An 18995-nucleotide genomic window follows, 5' to 3' on the forward strand; every position below is an offset into this window, starting at 1 on the left:
CTTGCAAAAGTAGTTCTTTTTTCCTAGTTTTCCGTATTTTTGCCTTTGTTATGAGTGAAGAAGAAAGAATTGCTTTTCTCCGTAAGGAACTACATCGGCATAATTATTTATACTACGTCAAGAATTCTCCAGAAATTGGCGATGAGACGTTCGATCGCTTAATGCACGAACTTCAAGGATTAGAAGCTCGGCATCCAGACATGTTTGATATCAACTCCCCTACTCAACGCGTAGGCTCTGATTTAAACCATGATTTTAAGCAGGTGATTCATCGTTACCCTATGCTTTCTCTAGGAAACACCTACAATCGCGGAGAAGTAGCAGACTTTTATAACAGAGTAAGCACGAACCTCAATGGGGAGCCTTTTGAAATCTGTTGTGAACTAAAATTTGACGGACTTAGCATTTCTTTATGGTATGAAAAAGGGGAACTGATCCGAGCTGTTACTCGAGGGGATGGAATTCAAGGAGATGATGTCACTGACAACGTACGCACAATCCAAAGTATTCCACTTCGACTTCCCAATCATTTAAACTATCCCGAAGAATTTGAAATTAGGGGAGAAATTCTCATGCCTTGGAAGAGTTTTGAAGCACTTAATGAAGAGCGTGCAAAAAATGAAGAGCCACTTTTCGCTAATCCACGTAATGCTGCATCAGGAACACTTAAAAGTAAGAACTCTAAAACTGTAGCCAAGCGCAAGCTTGACGCCTACCTATATTATCTATTAGGCCCAGAAATTTCCCAAACAAGCCATTATGCCAATATGAAAATGGCTGCAGGATGGGGTTTTAAGGTATCAGAGCATACAAAACTAGTACATTCTTTGGAAGACATCTATGATTTTATAGACTATTGGGATATTGAACGCAAGAATCTCCCAGTAGCAACAGACGGTATAGTTCTAAAAGTAGACTCTCTAAAACAACAACAACAATTAGGCTTTACAGCTAAAACACCAAGATGGGCAATTGCCTATAAGTTTCGAGCAGAAAGAGAACGTACAAAACTCAAAGAAGTAACCTACCAAGTAGGTCGGACAGGAGCTGTAACTCCTGTGGCTATTATGGAACCTGTCCAATTAGCAGGAACTATAGTTAAAAGAGCTTCTCTTCATAACGCTGATATAATATCTAAACTTGATTTACACCTTGGCGACTATGTCTATGTAGAAAAAGCTGGCGAGATTATCCCTCAAATTGTTGATGTGGATAAATCTGCACGCACTTCAGACCTTGGACAAAAAGTCTATTTTGCAACCACCTGTCCCGAATGTGGTACGACACTAGTTCGCTATGAAGGTGAGGCCGCTCACTATTGTCCCAACGATACAGCTTGTCCTCCGCAACTAAAAGGTAAGATTGAGCATTATATAAGTCGCGATGCGATGAATATAGATTCGTTGGGACCGGAAACTATTGACGATTATTTTGAACGCGGCCTTATTAGGACTGTGGCAGATTTATATAAACTCACGATTACAGACCTAGCAGGAGCTGATAAAAGTCGACTTATTTCCGCACAAAAAATTGTTGGGGCTATTGAGAAAAGCAAACAACAACCTTTTGAGCGAGTACTCTTTGCTTTAGGCATTCGTTTTGTCGGGAAAGTAATTGCTCAAACTATTGCTCGTCACTTTGGTAATATTGAAACAATTGAATCTGCCACATTGGAGGATATGCTACAAGTAGAAGGTATAGGCCCTGTTATTGCTCAAAGTGTTGTTGCATGGTTTAAGGAGCCGCGCAACAAAGACATAGTAGAAGAACTCAGAAGACATGGAGTCCAAACGGCTATTGAGCAAATAGAATTGTTAGGCGAAGAACTTAAAGACAAATCTGTCGTAATTAGTGGGACGTTTAGCAAACATTCCAGGGAAGAATATAAAACAATCATCGAAAATCACGGCGGTAAAAACGCCAGCAGCATCTCAAAAAATACATCTTTCGTACTAATGGGAGAGAAAATGGGAATCAGTAAACGCCAGAAGGCAGAAACTCTTAATATACCACTAATTACAGAAGAAGAATTTTTAGAAATCATTGGAGAAAAGCCTTAAAGCGCGTTGTACATACCACAATTTACAAACATATAAATTCATTGAAAGAGTCATATTATGAGACATAATCCTTTCCGCGGCTTTGGCATTGCCGTAGCTACACCATTCGACAAAGAAGGCCATGTTGAGTTGAACACCCTTCGCACTTTAGTACGTGACCAGCTTGTAGCAGGTGCAGACTTCCTCTGCGTATTAGGAACAACTGCAGAGACACCGACTCTTAGTGATGCAGAAAAAATAGCTATTAGAGAAACACTAATAGAAACTGCCGGAAAAGATGTGCCTCTTCTCCTTGGATGTGGTAGCAATAATACTTCAGACGTCTGCCACTTCCTAAAAACGGAAGATCTTTCTGGATTTGATGGTATTCTTGTTGTCTGCCCATTCTATAATAAACCAACACAAGAAGGACTGTATCAGCATTTCAAAGCTATAAGTGAAGCAAGCCCACTTCCCATTGTTCTTTACAATGTTCCAGGTAGAACTGGAGTTAATCTTACTGCGCAAACAACACTTCGCATTGCACAAGATTGTAAAAATGTTGTGGCCATAAAAGAAGCAAGCGGAAAGATTGAACAAATTGAAGATATCGTTGACAATGCACCAGAAGGATTTGATGTAATAAGTGGAGATGATTCTATAACATTCGAGCTAATGACTATTGGAGCAAAAGGTGTCATCTCTGTTATAGGCAATGCCTACCCCCAAGACTTTGGCAATATGATTCATTACGCACAAAAAGAAGAATATACAGAAGCTCTAAAACTCCACCGTAGTTTCAATGGACTTTATAAACTAATGAGTATAAATGGTAATCCTTCTGGAATCAAATGCCTCCTTAACATTCTAGGTAAGGCTGAAAATATACTTCGCCTACCACTTGTCCCTGTAACTGAAGAGATAGAAAAACGTATAAAACTTTTTACTGAAAAGTTCAAGACTGAATAGCGTCAAGACAAAGAATAAAAATAAATAAGAAAAAGGTCTTTACTCGTCTCATCTTATTTTACATATATTATAAGTGCTTCCAAAGGTGTATAAGCCTCTTCGGGAGCCTTTTTTAACTTAGCAATATCCAGCACCGTAATACCCATATTCTCTCCTATCTCAACCGCTAACTACCCTCTCAATTTCATAGAGAAATAAGATAGAGAAAATTATCGACTTTAACAAATTAAAATATTCTCAGTAAGACCTTGATAATGAAATATAGGATAATAAAAAAGCTACCCTCAAAGAGGGTAGCTTTTAGAATTAAAAATCTTATTTATGCTTCTGCAGGAGCTTCAGTAGCCTCAGCTACTGTATCTTCTTCAGCAGACTCAGCTGTTGCGGCAGCTTCGGCAGCAGCCTTAGCAGCTGCTTCAGCAGCCTTCTTTTCAGCTACTTTTTCAGCGATTTTCTCATTTACTTTCTTTTCAGCTTCTAAGCGTGCAGCAACTGCAGCTTTCTTCTCTGCTGCAGTCTTGGTATTATCAGCTTCAGCCTTTTTTACCTTAGCATCCTTCCAAGCCTCAAACTTAGCCTTGGCAGCAGCTTCATCAAAAGCTCCTTTGCGTACACCAACATTGAGGTGCTTCATCAACATAACACCTTCTGCACTAAGAATATGACGAACTGTATCAGAAGGTTGCGCACCGCATTCTACCCAATGAAGGGCACGTTCAAAATTCAAATCTACCGTGGCAGGATTGGTATTAGGGTTGAAAGTACCAATCTTTTCGATAAACTTACCATCACGTGGTGCTCTTACGTCTGCAGCTACAATGCTATAAAAAGCATAGCCCTTACGGCCGTGGCGCTGCAATCTAATTCTTGTTGCCATTTTTAATAAATATTTTATTAGGTTTGAATTATATGCCATTAACTCGTAATAGCGAGCGCAAAGTTAATTCTTTTTCCTTATATGACAATACCTTTGCTGAACATTTTAACTTCCCATGCCACGACTATATTCTTTTGCGAGTCCACCTTCGCTCGTCTCTCGATAAACAGAAGGAAGATCATGCCCCGTTTCTTTCATCACTTCAACGCATTTGTCATAACTAATACGATGAATGCCTTCTGCAAAAGTAGAATATATATTAGCATCTAATGCTCGTGCTGCTGCATGAGCATTTCTCTCAATACAAGGAATCTGCACTAATCCACAGATAGGATCACATGTCATACCCAAATGATGTTCTAATCCCATTTCTGCGCTATATTCTATGCTAGCCAGACTTCCACCGAAAATATAATTAGCTGCAGCTGCCGCCATAGCACAGGCTACTCCCACTTCTGCTTGACAGCCACATTCTGCTCCACTAATACTTGCTAGGCTCTTTGCCACATTACCTACTAATCCTGCAATGGCTAAGGCATGAAGAATGCGTTGCTCTGGGAATTTACGGGATTTAGCAATATGATACAATACTGCAGGAACAACACCGCAGCTACCACAAGTAGGAGCCGTTACAATCTCTCCACCACTTGCATTCTCTTCACTCACTGCCAATGCATAAGCAAAGACAAGGCCGCGTGTTTGCAAGCTAGTGCCATACCCCATTGCTTTAATAAAATAATCGGGGGCCTTACGACGCAATTTCAACACACCTGGAAGAACACCTTCATGAACTAATCCTCGCTCTACTGATGCTTCCATTGTTTTCCAAACTTTATCAAGATAGCTCCAAATCTGCGGACCTTCACAATGCTCTACATACTCCCAATAAGATTTGCCTCGCTGTTCACACCAGTGTTTAATATCACCAAGATGATTAAGTTCGTAAACATCTGGTGTTTCTAAAGCATCACTATCTTCTTCAGCCAGAGCCCCTCCTCCAATACTATAAACTGTCCATGGATCACCAAATTCAGCCAAAGCACCAGCACATTCAAACATCATTCCGTTTGGATGAAACTTTGGCATAATATCAGCTCTCCAAATAATCTCACAGGTATCACCAAAAACCTGTTGAATAGCATAATCTGTTAAATGGCCACGCCCTGTTGCCGCAAGTGAACCGTATAAAGTGACACGAAACCTTTGTGCCTCTGGATGCAAAGATAAATACTTTTCAGCTGCAAATCTGGGCCCCATAGTATGCGAAGATGAAGGTCCCTGCCCTGTTCTAAAGAGTTCTCTTAGACTTTTCATGATTCTTTCTCTTTGATAATCCCTTTTCTGTAAGCTATTAGCAATTTTTCGAGGTCAACAATTTGTCCTCTCAGTTCTTCTCCTTTATCTGTATCACTTACCATTTCTCTACGTCCCATCATCTCAACGATTTGAGTGGTACTCTTTATGTCTGTACCATTAGCTATTGCATCTTCGGTACTCTTGAATGGAGCATGTTGAACTAATTGAAAGCCGCGACTATGATATACAAGCGTATAACCAGCAATACCTGTCGTATGATGATAAGCTTTAGCAAAACCACCATCTATTACCATCAAACGACCATCTGCTTTAATTGGATTCTCTCCAGAACCAACTTTCACGGGGACGTGTCCGTTTATAATATGTCGATGCTTTCCTATTACACCAAAAGCATCCATTAATTTATCACAAACATCTGCTTGTTCTCTAAGACGATAATAAAAACCTTTTTCTTCTTCATGCGTTTCTTTCTCAGCAACAAAATAGCGTTCAAAAGTTGCCATCTTTGACTTATCAAATAGAGGACTATTGGGACCACACCATAAATACCAAAAATAATCACAGGCTTGTTCCCGCTCTGCTGAATCAAGTCCATCATCAAAAGCCGCACGAATTTCTTGTTCAACACGGGTCATCAATTCTTTTCCACTTACTTTAGTCCCACAGACATTTACTTTCCGTAGAGAACCGTCAGAATTAAGTGGCACAGAAGCGTGGAATAGTAGATTAGAATTATAGGTCCCACACATAGAACCATGAGACAAAAGACATTGAACATGACGCTGGAGTTTATCACTAATAATAAAACTATGGACAAGACGCTCAACAACTCTACGTTCTTCTTCCGTAAGCATAAAAGGATTAGACTCATCCAATGTTGGAAAAACAGAATCTAATAAATCATAGCTCTTACCATAAAGCGAGATTGTCGTATCATGAATCTTCGCCAAAACTCCACGATCTTTCATATCCCAGTCAGGATACTTCTCATATAACTGACCTTCTAATTTAAACTGGATAATGGCTATTGCCTTATGCATCTGAGCTAAAAGATGAACCTCTTTCTCACTCAAATTTCTTCCTGTATCTTCTAATTTAGGAATAAAAATCTCACATGGATCCTCAGCATAAGTCTCCATAGCAAAAGTAGAAAGTGGCAAAAGATTTATAGCATATCCTTCTTCTAACGTTTGCATATTTGCATAACGCAAAGACAAGCGTAACACACTAGCCACACATACAGGATTTCCGGCAGCTGCTCCCATCCATAGAATATCATGATTCCCCCATTGTATATCCCAATGATGATAAGTTTCTAATGTATTCAATATTAAATGAGCACCTGGGCCTCTATCAAAAATATCACCCAATAAATGCAATTGGTCTACAGCCATACGCTGAATAAGGTAACAAAGAGCAATGATAAATTGATCGGCTCGTTTTGTACCAATAATCGTCTGAATAATAACATTTACATACGCTTCCTTATTATGATCTTCGGTTGATTCGTGCAAGAGTTCTTCTATTATATATGTAAATTCTGAAGGCAAACTTTTTCGTACCTTTGAACGTGTATATTTCGAAGAAACTCGACGGCATACAGCTATCAATTGGTTAAGCGTCGTCTGATAATAATCTTTTATATTCTTATCTGTTTGCTTTACTAATTCCAATTTTTGTTCAGGATAATAAATCAAAGTACACAAGTCTGTCATATCTTTATCTCTCAATGAATTAGAAAACAGTTCTTGAACTTTTCTTTTAATATTACCTGAAGCGTTACGAAGAACATGCTGAAATGCTTCGTTCTCGCCATGGAGATCTGCCATAAAATGCTCGGTAGGCTTTGGCAGATGTAATATAGCCTCTAGGTTTATAATTTCTGTTGTAACACTTGATATTGTAGGAAAATCTCGTGCCAGGAGGCGCAAGTATCGTTCACAATCTAATACACTTTTTAAATTCGGATGCGTCATAGTTATTTTATTATATGCAAAAATAAGTATTTTCTTTCAACGGCATAGCAAGAAGAGAAATTGAAGCACTTTGAAAAGTAAATGAAAATCTTCTTTAATTAGACATTAATAACTAAGCCCTCATTTGCCAATATTGTTCGCGGAAAAACTTGTTGAGCTTCTTGTAATAGAATCGACTCATTTTCATATCTAGCAGAGAAATGTCCTATCATTAACTTCCTAACTTTTGCAGATTTAGCCAACATAGCTGCTTGACGTGCAGTGGTATGCATCACTTCTTGAGCGCGTACAACATTCTCTTCACAAAAGGTTGCTTCATGGTATAATAAATCTATTCCAGTTAACACCCCAGCCAAATTAGGAAGGTAGCATGTATCAGAGCAATAAGCATAACTTCTAGGAATTTCTCCAGGAAACGTTAATCTCGAATTGTCTACACATTCACCATCTGGCAGAATCCAATTTGCTCCTTCTTTTATACTATTTATTGCATAATTAGGGATTTGATAAAAATCAATCATATCTCTACGGATATGTGGCAAAACTCGTTTTTCTTTGAAAAGATAACCACAACATAGAACTCGATGGGATAAAGGAATAGTATACACTTCCACACTTCGATCCTCATAAATCAATTCATTCTTTTTAGAGTTAACACAATGAATATTTACAGGAAAACTTATACTCCTTTGATAGAAATCTAATTGTGGTTGTAAAAATTCTTTTAAATCTTGTGGCCCATATATGTGAATAGGAGCTGTCCGCCCCAACATAGAAAAAGTCTGTATAAGCCCCATAAGTCCAAGACAATGATCGCCATGAGTATGAGAAATAAAAATCGTATTAAGATGAGAGAATTTCAACCGAGTCTTCCGAAATTGAAGTTGTGTCCCTTCTCCACAATCTATCATAAAAAGTTTTTCTCGCAAGTTTATTACTTGAGAACTAGGGTGATGCCTCAATGTTGGCAAAGCACTACCACATCCTAATATATGAATTTCAAATTTTTCCATTCGCTTCCTCTCCGTAATAGGGTGCGAAATTAACTTGAATATTTGTATAAAAGAAACATTTTTATACAAACAATGCAAGTCCACAAACAAAGACTCTTCTAAGTTGATTGGCTTATTACCAGGGAAATTCATAATTTTGCGAACAAAAGATTATAAATGATGCATAGTAAAAAAGAAAAACTAGAAGCCTTTGGGCGTCTGCTTGATGTAATGGATACACTCAGAGAAAAGTGTCCTTGGGATCGAAAACAAACGTATGAAAGTTTGCGCTCTAATACCATTGAGGAGACGTATGAATTGTGTGATGCTCTTTTACATAGAGATGATAAAAATATTTGTAAAGAACTTGGAGATGTTCTGCTACACATTGTCTTTTATGCTAAAATAGGAAGCGAAGAGGGGGCTTTCGACATAGCTGATGTTTGTAATCAACTTTGCGATAAACTTATCTTCCGACATCCTCACGTATACCCACCGCAGGGAGGAGATAAGGCAGATATAAGCACAGCAGAGGGAGTCACAGAACAATGGGAGCAATTAAAGACAATGGAGAAAGATGGAAATAAGACTGTTTTAAGTGGCATTCCGAAAGCATTACCTTCTCTTATAAAAGCTTATAGGATTCAAGACAAAGCACGTGGGATAGGTTTTGATTGGGAAAAGCGTTCACAAGTTTGGGATAAAGTGAAAGAAGAAATCCATGAGTTTGAATCCGAGATAGAAAACAAAGACAAAGAAAAAGCAACGCGAGAGTTTGGGGACATTTTATTTAGCCTTATCAATGCTGCGCGACTCTATCACATCAATCCAGATAACGCGCTAGAGTACACAAATCAGAAATTCACACAAAGATTTAACTACCTAGAAGAACAAACTCTTAAAAAAGGGATTCAACTCAAAGAACTTACCCTTAGTCAAATGAACAGTATTTGGGAGGAGGCCAAACAAAGAGAGTAGCATCTTTTCAATAATAAAAACGGCCATAAAGCACCGTTTTCAACTTATTTTGTACTTTTCCTCATTATTCTATTCCTAAATTTTATAAGTTTTGCTATTTAACAATAAGTTCGTATTTTTGTCCACACATATAATGATATATAAATCTCTCTTTACATGAAAAGACTTTTAGCCTTGATAACGGGCATTTTGCTTTTTGCAACTATCTTGAAGGGGCAATCCCCTGTAAAACCTTTTGTTATACCAGAATTAACAGAGTGGACCGCAAGCCAAGGAACTTCAACACTGAGCGGTAGAGTGATTGTACGCTCTAGCCAACTAGCATCAACAGCTAGACTATTAGTTGAACAATACAAATTACTTACAGGCAAACAACTTATACTAACCAAAGGCAAACAAAAAAATGGAGATATAATTCTTGAAGTTATTGACGACAAAACTTTAGGAGATGAAGGATATAAATTAAATATCAGCAACACTATATGCATATCGGCAAGCTCAAATACTGGTCTTTTTTGGGGAACACAAACACTCCTTCAAATGATAAACCAAGATGGACTATTACAGAGAGGAACAGCTCGAGATATACCGCAATATAAATTGCGCGGACTTATGATTGATGTTGCTCGCAAGTTTGTTCCTATTGATTATCTACGCAATTTAGTCAAAATAATGTCCTACTATAAGATGAATACGCTTCAAATTCATCTTAATGATAATGGGTTTCGTCAGTATTTTGAAAATGACTGGAATAAAACCCCTGCTGCATTTCGACTTGAATGTGAAACATATCCGGGTCTCACAGCTAAAGATGGAAGCTACACCAAGCAAGAATTCCGTGATTTACAGAAACTTGCTGAAAAATATCATATTGAAATCATCCCAGAAATCGATGCTCCTGCACATGCTTTAGCTTTTACTCATTATCGTCCTGAAATTGCATCAGAAAATTATGGAAAAGATCATCTAGATCTTTTTAATCCTAAAACATACACGTTTCTTGATGCACTCTACAAAGAATACCTCGAGGGAAAAGACCCTGTGTTCCGAGGACCGCGCGTAAATATAGGAACAGACGAATATAGTAATGCAGACAAAAAGGTCGTAGAAAAATTTCGCGCTTTTACAGATCATTATCTTGCTCTTATTGAGAAATATAACAAACAGCCAATGCTGTGGGGAGCTCTTACTCATGCAAATGGAGAAACTAAAGTCAGAAGTAAAGGTGTCTTAATGAATATTTGGTATAATGGTTATGCTGATCCCACTGAAATGAAGAAACAAGGTTATGAATTAGTTTCTATTCCCGATGGCTATGTATATATTGTACCTGCTGCTGGATATTATTATGATTATCTTAACTGCCAGTTTTTGTACAATAATTGGACTCCAGCCCAAATTGGTAATAAGAAGTTTAAAGAGCAGGATCCCGCCATTAGAGGAGGTATGTTTGCAATATGGAATGATCACTATGGTAATGGAATTTCGACAAAGGATATCCATGACCGCCTTTACCCTGCTTTGCAAACTCTATCCGTGAAATGCTGGACTGGTCAAAAAACTACTTTTTCTTATGCTAGTTTTGATTCTTTACGTACGCAACTATCGGAAGCACCTGGTGTCAATGAGCTAGGACGTTTACCTCAGGAAATTTTAAAACTTAACAGTATTTATCCTAATACATCTTTAGCCTTGCCCGTGATTGAGGCAGGATATGGAAATACTGTTGCTTTAGACATTGATTGTTGTAAAGAAGATAACGGAACAATACTTACTCAGAGCCATAACTCAATATTTTACTTGGCAGATCCTAAAGAGGGAAAGTTAGGTTTCTCACGTGATGGATACCTCAATTGCTTTAACTATCGTTTGCCCACACAAGGAAAAGTGAACATTCGTATCGTTATGACAAATCGAGAAACACAATTATATATTGATGGTAAACACAAAGAGACTCTTGGCGCACAAAAGGTTTGGGCTATATATCCAGAAAATAAGCTCAATACCATGCCAGATGCAAAATTCATTCCCACCGTGTATGCTCCCGTTGAAAAGAATGCTCTATACTATCAACGTACACTTTTCTTTCCTCTCCAAAAGACTGGAAATTTCAAGAGTAAAGTAAGTAATCTCACAATATCTGTAACACATTAAAAAAAGAATATGCAAGCTGAAGAATTAGAAGAAATCAAACAGGAAAATAGAGGTGGAATAAAACTCGAAGAGTTAAGTCTCCTTTTTTTATCTCATTGGTATTGGTTTGTATTTGCCGTACTTGTGAGTTTAAGTGTTGCTGTATATAAAATTATGACGACACCTCCCATTTACACTCGTAATACATCTCTCTTAATCAAGGATGATAAAAACACAAAATATTCCACAGTTAAGGATTTCCAGTATTTAGGGATTGGGGCAGCAAACACTAATATTCGAAATGAAATTCAAACAATCAGTGCATCCGAAAACATGGTAGAGGTTGTTAGACGCCTTCATTTGGATTTGCAGATGACTGTACCTCAACGTTTGCGTGAACGTCCTCTGTATAACGATGCTCCTGTGATGTTACATTTCTCTAATCTATCCGAACTAGAGACCTTTACGTTCAAATTAAAAATTGTAGATAAGAATCATGTAAAACTTTACGATTTCAACCAAGGCAACGACATTACAGCTCTTATTGGAACTACCTTTAAGAGTCCTTATGGCACTTTACAAATTGAACTTACCCCATCTTTTTCTAACCAATGGATTGGACAAGAAATTACTGTACATAAGTACAATGTAAAGTCCGTTGGAGCAATATATTCTAGCAGATTATCTGTAGGCCAGAGCGATGAGGAATCTTCTATCATTGATCTTTCACTAAACGACGAGAACCCTGAAAGGGCTGAAGATATTCTCCGTTCTCTCATCAGTGTATACAATGATAACTGGATGAAAGATAAAAATCGTATGGCTGAATCAACCAATGAGTTTATAAACGAGCGGCTTAGCAATCTAACAAAAGAACTAGGAAATGTTGATTCAGACATTGCAAGCATTCGAAGCCGTAATCTAACCCCCGACGTTCAAGCTTCAGCCACTATGTATATGTCTCAGTCTGATGACAATTATAAGCATACGCTCGAATTACAGAATCAGCTGAGTATGACTCAATTCTTGGAACAATCGCTACGTAATAATAGTTCCAAGCAGCAATTACTCCCTCTTAATACAGTAGGCAATGCAAACATCGAATCTCAGATTGAAGCATACAATACGCTACTCTTAACGCGCAATGATATAGCAGCTAATAGTAACGAGCAAAATCCAGAAGTAAAAAAGAGTGATGTAAAATTGATGCAACTAAAAACTGCTATTCTTCGCTCTGTTCAAAATACAATAGCACAAATCAAGTCACAGATTGCAAACTATCAACGCTCTGAAGCAGAAACCAACAATAAAATTGCACTCAATCCTAAACTTGAGAAAGACCTGCAAAGCGTTAAGCGTCAGCAGGATGTTAAGCAAAGTCTTTACATTTATTTACTTCAGAAACGAGAAGAGAATGAACTCTCAAAAACCTACACAGCGTGGAATACCCGCATTATCCAACCCCCCTTTGGTAGCAATGCGCCCACATCTCCGCAGAGAAGTCGCATTCTATTGATCGCTCTATTTATCGGTTTAGTTATCCCAGGTTTCCTACTATGGCTACGCGAATACCTAAATCAGACAGTCCGTGGGCGCAAGGATATTGACTTTCTCAATATTCCGTTCATTGGAGAGATTCCCAATTTGGATATTCGCAACCATTGGTGGCAAAAGACACAACACAAGCAGCGTGAAATTGTCATTGAGCAAGGAAATCGTAATATGGTAAACGAGTCTTTCCGCATTGTAAGAACTAAATTGCATTACTTCTTAGGAGCTATCACAAACAAAACTGATGGCACAATAAGTAAGAAGCCACAAGTAATTATGGTGACAAGCTTCAATCAAGGTTCCGGTAAGACTTTTATTACAGCCAATCTTGCTAAAACCATTTCACTCAATCATCATCGCGTTCTTGTCGTAGATATGGATATTCGTCGGTGTTCCTTGTCTCAGATGCTTCCACAACGCACAAAGAGTGGGGTCAGTGCATATCTTAGTGGCATCACTGACAATATAGACGATCTCATCATTAAAGATGCCTTTGGCAAAAATGTTGATGTTCTACCATCTGGCATTGTTCCTCCTAATCCTACTGAGCTTCTGCAGTCTAGCCGATTAACAGCGCTCATGAAAGAAATGAGAGAGATATATGACTACATCTATCTTGATTGTCCACCTATTGAAATTGTTGCCGACACATCCATTATAAAGCCTCATTGTGATGCAACTCTTTTTGTTGTCCGCGTTGGTGTCATGGATCGCCGTCTTATTCCAGAAATTGAAAAATTATATAAGGAGAATAGCTATAATAACATGGCAATTATCCTTAATGGTTCTAACTACATTAGCGGTAAATACGGAAGTTATCGTTATGGCAACTCTTACGGCTATGGCGGTTATGGCTATGGATCTTATGGGCACTACGGACAAACTAGCGATGAATAAATATTCACATCTCACTGTGGTCTTTGTAACCTCTCATAGCTAGAGATACGCTCACTTTCCCTCAAACAATTCTCTAAATGTTTAAAATTAAGCATTTAGAGAATTGTTATCTCATCATATGTACATAGAAATAAAAAACTCAACATCATTGATATAGTTATGTAAACTATTAAAACCTAAAAATACCACATTCTTTTGAGATCTAACAGTAATTATTCTCTTGGTCTAAGAAGATCAGCTTTTGTAACAATCAAAATTATGAGTATAGAAATATGCTAATTACAAGTTTAGAAAAATAATATCAGAAGGATATCTAAATACCATTAATCGCAAAATAAATAAATATCCATCCAAGCACACCATTCATGTACTCAGTTCTCATACAAAAGGTCATAAAATGAGTAACACAACAGAAAATAGCCTTATTCTGCTCTATAATACAATAAGGCTATTTGCGAAAACTATTATTGTGTTATTAAATTATCTTATAGCACTTTTAATTCCACAATAATCTCGGTATTATATAATAAAAATAAAATTCACAATTAAACTTTTTAAAACGAGAAAGATGGTGGTTTCTATATAAACATAAGAAACTCTTTTTGATAACTACTATTATTCGAAGTTTCCTTTCTCAAAAGTAGAAAAAAGAATACATTCACTCTCAGAAAAAAGGATCAACATTCATACTATAACTAGACAATAAAGGAATAAGAAAGCAACTATAAGGGATTATCTTCCAAAAGGATATGATTCATAAAGACAAGAGTTTTTAAAGGCTTCTTTAGCTACTAGACAAGGACATATATAAAGATTTAATACTTCTAATTTATTGCAAATCTCATATTTAGTGGTTATCTTTGCCTACGAAACTCTAAATTTAGAATTCTGTCGTATATAGGCATGAGCCGAATAAAATCTCAACAATGACCCTAGAAGAGGAAAAAGCAATTAAAGATTTTAAATCGCGCATCCGTCATTTGCTCTTAGAATTTAAGCAATTGAAGGAGGACAGCATGCATTTACACGAAGAGGTCAAGCAACTCAAAGATTCACTCGAAATAGCAACTGCCGCACAAAAGAAATCAGAAGATAATTACGAAGCTTTAAAGACGGCAAGAATTATAAATATAAGCAACGAGGATTTGGCTCAATCTAAGAGACGTATTGACAAGCTAGTGCATAAAGTAGATAAATGCATTGCAATGCTAAACATATAACCCAGTAAAAGGTTTGCTTATAATAATGAATGAAGTAAGTGATAAGCTAACTATTAGGATACTGATTGGGCGTCAAGAACACGAAATCAATATAAGGCGTCAGGATGAAGAAGTATTCCGAAAAGCTGCAAAAATAATTACTGAACAATTAGGTCGTTATGAACAAAAGTTTAGAGGACAGAGTTATGAGACATACCTCTCTATAACACTGCTCGATTTTGTAGTTCATTCCATTAGACATCAAAAGGATATGGATTTTGTACTGGATAGCATAAAAGATATATCAAAAGAAATTGATGAAGAACTAGACAGCATAAAAGAGAAAGAACATCTCTGAGATTTCTCCACCAAGATAGAAATTAAATATTCGGAATATCTCAAAATAGATAACAGAAAGTAAAACAAATAGAATAAAACCAAATATCAAAACTTTTTATGAATATTATCATACCATTGGTAGGCTTACTCATAGGTGTCTCTATTGGATACGGATTATTCCGCTATGTGATAAACGGAATGTACAAGACACGTCTAGAGGAAGCAGAACACGAAGCAGAAGTAGTTAAAGAAAAGAAGCTTCTTGAAGTTAAAGAAAAATTCTTAAACAAAAAGTCTGAACTCGAAAAAGAAGTGCAGCAGCGCAACTCTAAAATTCAGCAAGTTGAGAACAAACTAAAACAAAGAGAACTCGGCCTCAACCAGCGTCAAGAAGAGATCAATCGCAAGAAAAAAGAGCTGGATGATTCTAAAGAAAAACTAGAAAGCCAACAGAAAGCTTTAGTCAATCGTGAAATTGAGCTTGACCGTATGCACAAGCAAGAACAGCTTAAATTGGAAGAGCTCAGTGGACTAAGTGCTGAAGAAGCCAAATCACGCCTTGTTGAGTCGTTAAAAGATGAGGCTCGTACAAATGCCCAGCAATATATCAATGACATCATGGACGATGCCAAGTTGACGGCTAATAAAGAAGCGAAAAGGATTGTCATCCAGACGATTCAACGTGTCGCTACAGAAACGGCTATTGAAAATAGTGTCACAGTGTTCCATATTGATAATGATGAAGTCAAGGGTCGAATCATTGGCCGAGAAGGTCGCAATATCAGAGCTTTAGAAGCTGCTACTGGCGTTGAAATCGTTGTTGATGATACTCCTGAAGCCATTGTGATTAGCGCTTTCGATCCTGTTCGTCGAGAAGTATGCCGATTAGCTCTGCACCAACTCATTTCTGACGGGCGTATTCACCCTGCACGTATTGAAGAAGTTGTGGCAAAAGTGAAGAAACAAGTAGAAGAAGAAGTCATTGAAACAGGTAAACGTACTGCAATTGATTTAGGAATCCATGGTCTTCATCCCGAATTGATACGTATTATCGGTAAAATGAAATATAGATCTTCCTATGGCCAAAACTTGTTACAGCATGCTCGAGAAACAGCAAACCTTTGTGCTGTTATGGCAAGCGAACTGGGACTTAATCCCAAGAAAGCAAAACGAGCAGGCTTACTGCACGATATAGGGAAGGTTCCTGATGAAGAAAGCGAACTCCCCCACGCCTTGTATGGTGCTAAACTTGCAGAGAAATTTAAGGAAAAACCAGAAATTGTGAATGCAATAGGAGCACACCATGATGAGATGGAGATGACCACACTCTTAGCTCCTATCGTTCAGGTATGCGATGCCATCAGTGGAGCTCGTCCTGGAGCACGCCGCGAAATCGTTGAAGCGTACATAAAACGTCTTAACGATTTAGAAAACATCGCAATGAGCTATCCTGGCGTTACTAAAACTTACGCTATACAAGCTGGCCGTGAATTGCGTGTCATCGTTGGAGCTGATAAGATTGATGATAAACAAACAGAAGAACTCAGCGGTGAAATTGCGAAAAAAATTCAAGACGAGATGACCTATCCCGGTCAAGTAAAGATTACAGTCATCCGTGAAACACGCTCTGTAAGCTATGCGAAATAATATATAAAACACAACATTCTTTCTGCGCCCAATTGACCAAGTTTAACAAATGGTCCTTGGGCGCAGATTGCTTAAAGTAAAAGCATTTAAACGCCGCAATAAACTGATATACACGTAAACAACCCTTTTTATCTCAATCACCCTAAACAATACATGAGAAAAATCAAAACGATACTTCTAACTCTGTATATCCCAATAATGGTATCAGCACAAACTGCGCTATCAGATGCCATTGATGATGCGCGCTTCAGAGTTGAAGTTGGAACAACAATAAATAATGGAGCAACCCCACTATGGCTTGCTGCCAATAAAAACGGGACGGTCGGGATCCAAAATAATAACGCATGGATTCGAACTGCCGTTTTTCGCCCAGCAGAGGCGGATTCTAGCTATAATTGGAGGATTGGATATGGACTTGACCTTATTGGTGGACCTCAACTTACAAGAAAATGGAGTGGTTGGATACAACAAGCTTTTATCGACATAGAACTGAAAAAAGTTAGATTGTCCATAGGTACCAGAGAACGTCCAATGGAATTAAAAGACCAAGAACTCAGTTCTGGATCTCAGACTTTTGGTATAAACTCACGGCCCATACCACAAATAAGAGTTGAAATCCCAGATTATATCCTTTTTAGTCATACTCTACCTTGGCTCTCCATAAAAGGACATTTTGGATATGGAATGATGATGGATGGACCATGGCAAAAATATTACTTAAAGAAAGATCGACATTATGCACTAGAAGCCCTACTCCACTCTAAAGCACTCTACTTAAAGCTAGGTAATGAACAGCATTTCCCGCTAAGTTTCGAGACAGGTATAGAAATGGCTACCATCTTTGGAGGAAAAATCAAGAATGCTATGAATATCAAAGGGTATAATTTCACAATGTCACACAATCTGAAATCTTTCCTTAAAGCTATCTACTCTGGTGGAAGCGACCCCACAGACGATCAATATGCCAACGCTGAAGGAAACACCTTAGGAAGCCTTCTTTTTTCTCTCCGCTATCAAACACCATCTTGGTATATACGCGGCTACATGGATCATTTCTTTGAAGATCATTCTCAACTTTTCTTTCAATATGGATGGAAGGATTATCTAGTGGGGATTGAAGTGGGATTACCTAAAAATAGAATCATTAGCAAAATAGTATATGAATATATAAAGACAGACTACCAATCAGGACCAATATATCATGATCATACAACATCAATTCCTGACCAAATAAGTGGCATTGACAACTATTACAATCATGTGATTTATCAAGGCTGGCAATATTTTGGCCAAGCTATTGGTAATCCTCTTTTCACATCTCCGTTATATAATGATAATAACGAACTATTCTTCTCTGGAAATAGATTTCGCGCTCACCACTTAGGAATAACTAGTAATCCTATCAATAAGCTACACCTCCGTTTCCTATACACTCATGAAAAGAATTGGGGAACATATAATGTACCTTACTTGCACGGTAGTAAGAACCTTAATAGTTTTTTACTGGAAAGCTCTTATAAATTTGGTAAAGACCCACTCAAAGAGTTTTGCTTAACAGCAGCTATAGGCTTAGATTCGGGAACACAAATTGGCAACAACAGAGGATTTCAACTTAAATTATCAAAGACTTTCTAATGAAAAAAATCATTTATATAATAATCATACTAGCGGGATTGATGATAGTTGGGAGTTGTGACAAACTTCCCATGAATGGAAAATTGGACGGAAAGTGGCAACTTAAAACAATTATAAAAAACTCGCAAAAGAAGAATCAAGAAGACTCTGGCATATTTTGGAGTTTTCAATTGAAACTCTGTCAAATCACCTATATGAGAGGACTCTTTGATGGTGCATCAAATATAGCCAATACAAGATTTTTATATAAGAACGATTCACTATTCATTTTTAATATCTACTTAAACTTCCGAAATCGGGATTCTCTTATTGTAACTCCAACAACAATTTTTGAAGAAGCAGGTATCACTGGATCGCAAGAAGGTTTCAAAGTTATAACATTAAACAAAAAAAATATGCTGTTAGAAAATGGTAACAAGAAACTTCTTTTCAGAAAACTAGAATAA

The 18995-nt window shown here is 37.5% G+C and carries 14 protein-coding genes; 10 read left to right on the forward strand and 4 right to left on the reverse strand.

Features of this window, described 5'->3' with window-relative positions:
- Positions 1-50 precede the first annotated feature (50 nt).
- Complete coding sequence (gene ligA / locus ACO4R2_RS07390; RefSeq protein WP_484769749.1) at positions 51-2060, forward strand: NAD-dependent DNA ligase LigA; 2010 nt, start codon at positions 51-53, stop codon at positions 2058-2060.
- 57 nt (positions 2061-2117) lie between these two features.
- Positions 2118-3008: a 4-hydroxy-tetrahydrodipicolinate synthase gene (dapA, locus tag ACO4R2_RS07395; RefSeq protein ID WP_484769750.1), complete on the forward strand. Its 891-nt coding sequence runs from the start codon at positions 2118-2120 to the stop codon at positions 3006-3008.
- Positions 3009-3327: 319 nt separating this feature from the next.
- Here the strand turns inward: dapA and ACO4R2_RS07400 are convergent, their stop codons facing one another.
- The 4 genes from ACO4R2_RS07400 to ACO4R2_RS07415 all read right to left on the reverse strand — a co-directional run bounded on the left by ACO4R2_RS07400 (position 3328) and on the right by ACO4R2_RS07415 (position 8191).
- The gene (locus ACO4R2_RS07400) at positions 3328-3885 is read right to left on the reverse strand and encodes a 30S ribosomal protein S16 (protein WP_311491137.1); all 558 of its coding nucleotides are present in this window, start codon (positions 3883-3885) and stop codon (positions 3328-3330) included.
- Positions 3886-3990: 105 nt separating this feature from the next.
- Entirely contained in the window at positions 3991-5199 is a 1209-nt protein-coding gene (locus ACO4R2_RS07405) for an L-serine ammonia-lyase, iron-sulfur-dependent, subunit alpha (protein ID WP_484769751.1), read from the reverse strand.
- Positions 5196-7178, reverse strand: coding sequence for a fructose-1,6-bisphosphatase (locus ACO4R2_RS07410; RefSeq protein WP_315090021.1), 1983 nt, complete (start codon positions 7176-7178; stop codon positions 5196-5198). Before ACO4R2_RS07410 ends, ACO4R2_RS07405 begins: the two co-directional genes overlap by 4 nt.
- 98 nt (positions 7179-7276) lie before the next feature.
- Positions 7277-8191, reverse strand: coding sequence for a ribonuclease Z (locus ACO4R2_RS07415; protein ID WP_484769786.1), 915 nt, complete (start codon positions 8189-8191; stop codon positions 7277-7279).
- 159 nt (positions 8192-8350) lie between these two features.
- Between ACO4R2_RS07415 and mazG the strand changes: the two genes are divergently transcribed.
- The 8 genes from mazG (at position 8351) to ACO4R2_RS07455 (ending at position 18995) form a co-directional block, all read left to right on the forward strand.
- Positions 8351-9148: a nucleoside triphosphate pyrophosphohydrolase gene (gene mazG, locus ACO4R2_RS07420; protein ID WP_484769787.1), complete on the forward strand. Its 798-nt coding sequence runs from the start codon at positions 8351-8353 to the stop codon at positions 9146-9148.
- Positions 9149-9304: 156 nt separating this feature from the next.
- Entirely contained in the window at positions 9305-11302 is a 1998-nt protein-coding gene (locus ACO4R2_RS07425) for a family 20 glycosylhydrolase (protein WP_484769752.1), read from the forward strand.
- A gap of 153 nt (positions 11303-11455) precedes the next feature.
- Positions 11456-13729: a GumC family protein gene (locus tag ACO4R2_RS07430; protein ID WP_484769753.1), complete on the forward strand. Its 2274-nt coding sequence runs from the start codon at positions 11456-11458 to the stop codon at positions 13727-13729.
- A gap of 926 nt (positions 13730-14655) precedes the next feature.
- Positions 14656-14949, forward strand: coding sequence for a hypothetical protein (locus ACO4R2_RS07435; RefSeq protein WP_311491131.1), 294 nt, complete (start codon positions 14656-14658; stop codon positions 14947-14949).
- A 25-nt stretch (positions 14950-14974) separates the two neighbouring features.
- The gene (locus ACO4R2_RS07440) at positions 14975-15286 is read left to right on the forward strand and encodes a cell division protein ZapA (RefSeq protein ID WP_484769754.1); all 312 of its coding nucleotides are present in this window, start codon (positions 14975-14977) and stop codon (positions 15284-15286) included.
- 98 nt (positions 15287-15384) lie between these two features.
- Positions 15385-16914, forward strand: a complete 1530-nt coding sequence (gene rny, locus ACO4R2_RS07445) for a ribonuclease Y (RefSeq protein ID WP_311491129.1) — start codon at positions 15385-15387, stop codon at positions 16912-16914.
- A 153-nt stretch (positions 16915-17067) separates the two neighbouring features.
- Entirely contained in the window at positions 17068-18549 is a 1482-nt protein-coding gene (locus tag ACO4R2_RS07450; RefSeq protein WP_484769755.1) for a capsule assembly Wzi family protein, read from the forward strand.
- Positions 18549-18995 (forward strand): lipocalin-like domain-containing protein, encoded by a 447-nt coding sequence (locus ACO4R2_RS07455; RefSeq protein WP_484769756.1) that lies wholly within the window; start codon positions 18549-18551, stop codon positions 18993-18995. Before ACO4R2_RS07450 ends, ACO4R2_RS07455 begins: the two co-directional genes overlap by 1 nt.

The organism is Alloprevotella sp. (genome assembly GCF_057240785.1).

Coding starts and splice junctions, on each gene's coding strand:
- ACO4R2_RS07430 (WP_484769753.1), top strand. CDS start 11,456: ATGACGACACCTCCCATTTACACTCGTAATACATCTCTCTTAATCAAG.
- ACO4R2_RS07400 (WP_311491137.1), bottom strand. CDS start 3,885: ATGGCAACAAGAATTAGATTGCAGCGCCACGGCCGTAAGGGCTATGCT.
- rny (WP_311491129.1), top strand. CDS start 15,385: ATGAATATTATCATACCATTGGTAGGCTTACTCATAGGTGTCTCTATT.
- ACO4R2_RS07425 (WP_484769752.1), top strand. CDS start 9,305: ATGAAAAGACTTTTAGCCTTGATAACGGGCATTTTGCTTTTTGCAACT.
- ligA (WP_484769749.1), top strand. CDS start 51: ATGAGTGAAGAAGAAAGAATTGCTTTTCTCCGTAAGGAACTACATCGG.
- ACO4R2_RS07405 (WP_484769751.1), bottom strand. CDS start 5,199: ATGAAAAGTCTAAGAGAACTCTTTAGAACAGGGCAGGGACCTTCATCT.
- ACO4R2_RS07440 (WP_484769754.1), top strand. CDS start 14,975: ATGAATGAAGTAAGTGATAAGCTAACTATTAGGATACTGATTGGGCGT.
- ACO4R2_RS07415 (WP_484769786.1), bottom strand. CDS start 8,191: ATGGAAAAATTTGAAATTCATATATTAGGATGTGGTAGTGCTTTGCCA.
- dapA (WP_484769750.1), top strand. CDS start 2,118: ATGAGACATAATCCTTTCCGCGGCTTTGGCATTGCCGTAGCTACACCA.
- ACO4R2_RS07450 (WP_484769755.1), top strand. CDS start 17,068: ATGAGAAAAATCAAAACGATACTTCTAACTCTGTATATCCCAATAATG.
- mazG (WP_484769787.1), top strand. CDS start 8,351: ATGCATAGTAAAAAAGAAAAACTAGAAGCCTTTGGGCGTCTGCTTGAT.
- ACO4R2_RS07435 (WP_311491131.1), top strand. CDS start 14,656: ATGACCCTAGAAGAGGAAAAAGCAATTAAAGATTTTAAATCGCGCATC.
- ACO4R2_RS07455 (WP_484769756.1), top strand. CDS start 18,549: ATGAAAAAAATCATTTATATAATAATCATACTAGCGGGATTGATGATA.
- ACO4R2_RS07410 (WP_315090021.1), bottom strand. CDS start 7,178: ATGACGCATCCGAATTTAAAAAGTGTATTAGATTGTGAACGATACTTG.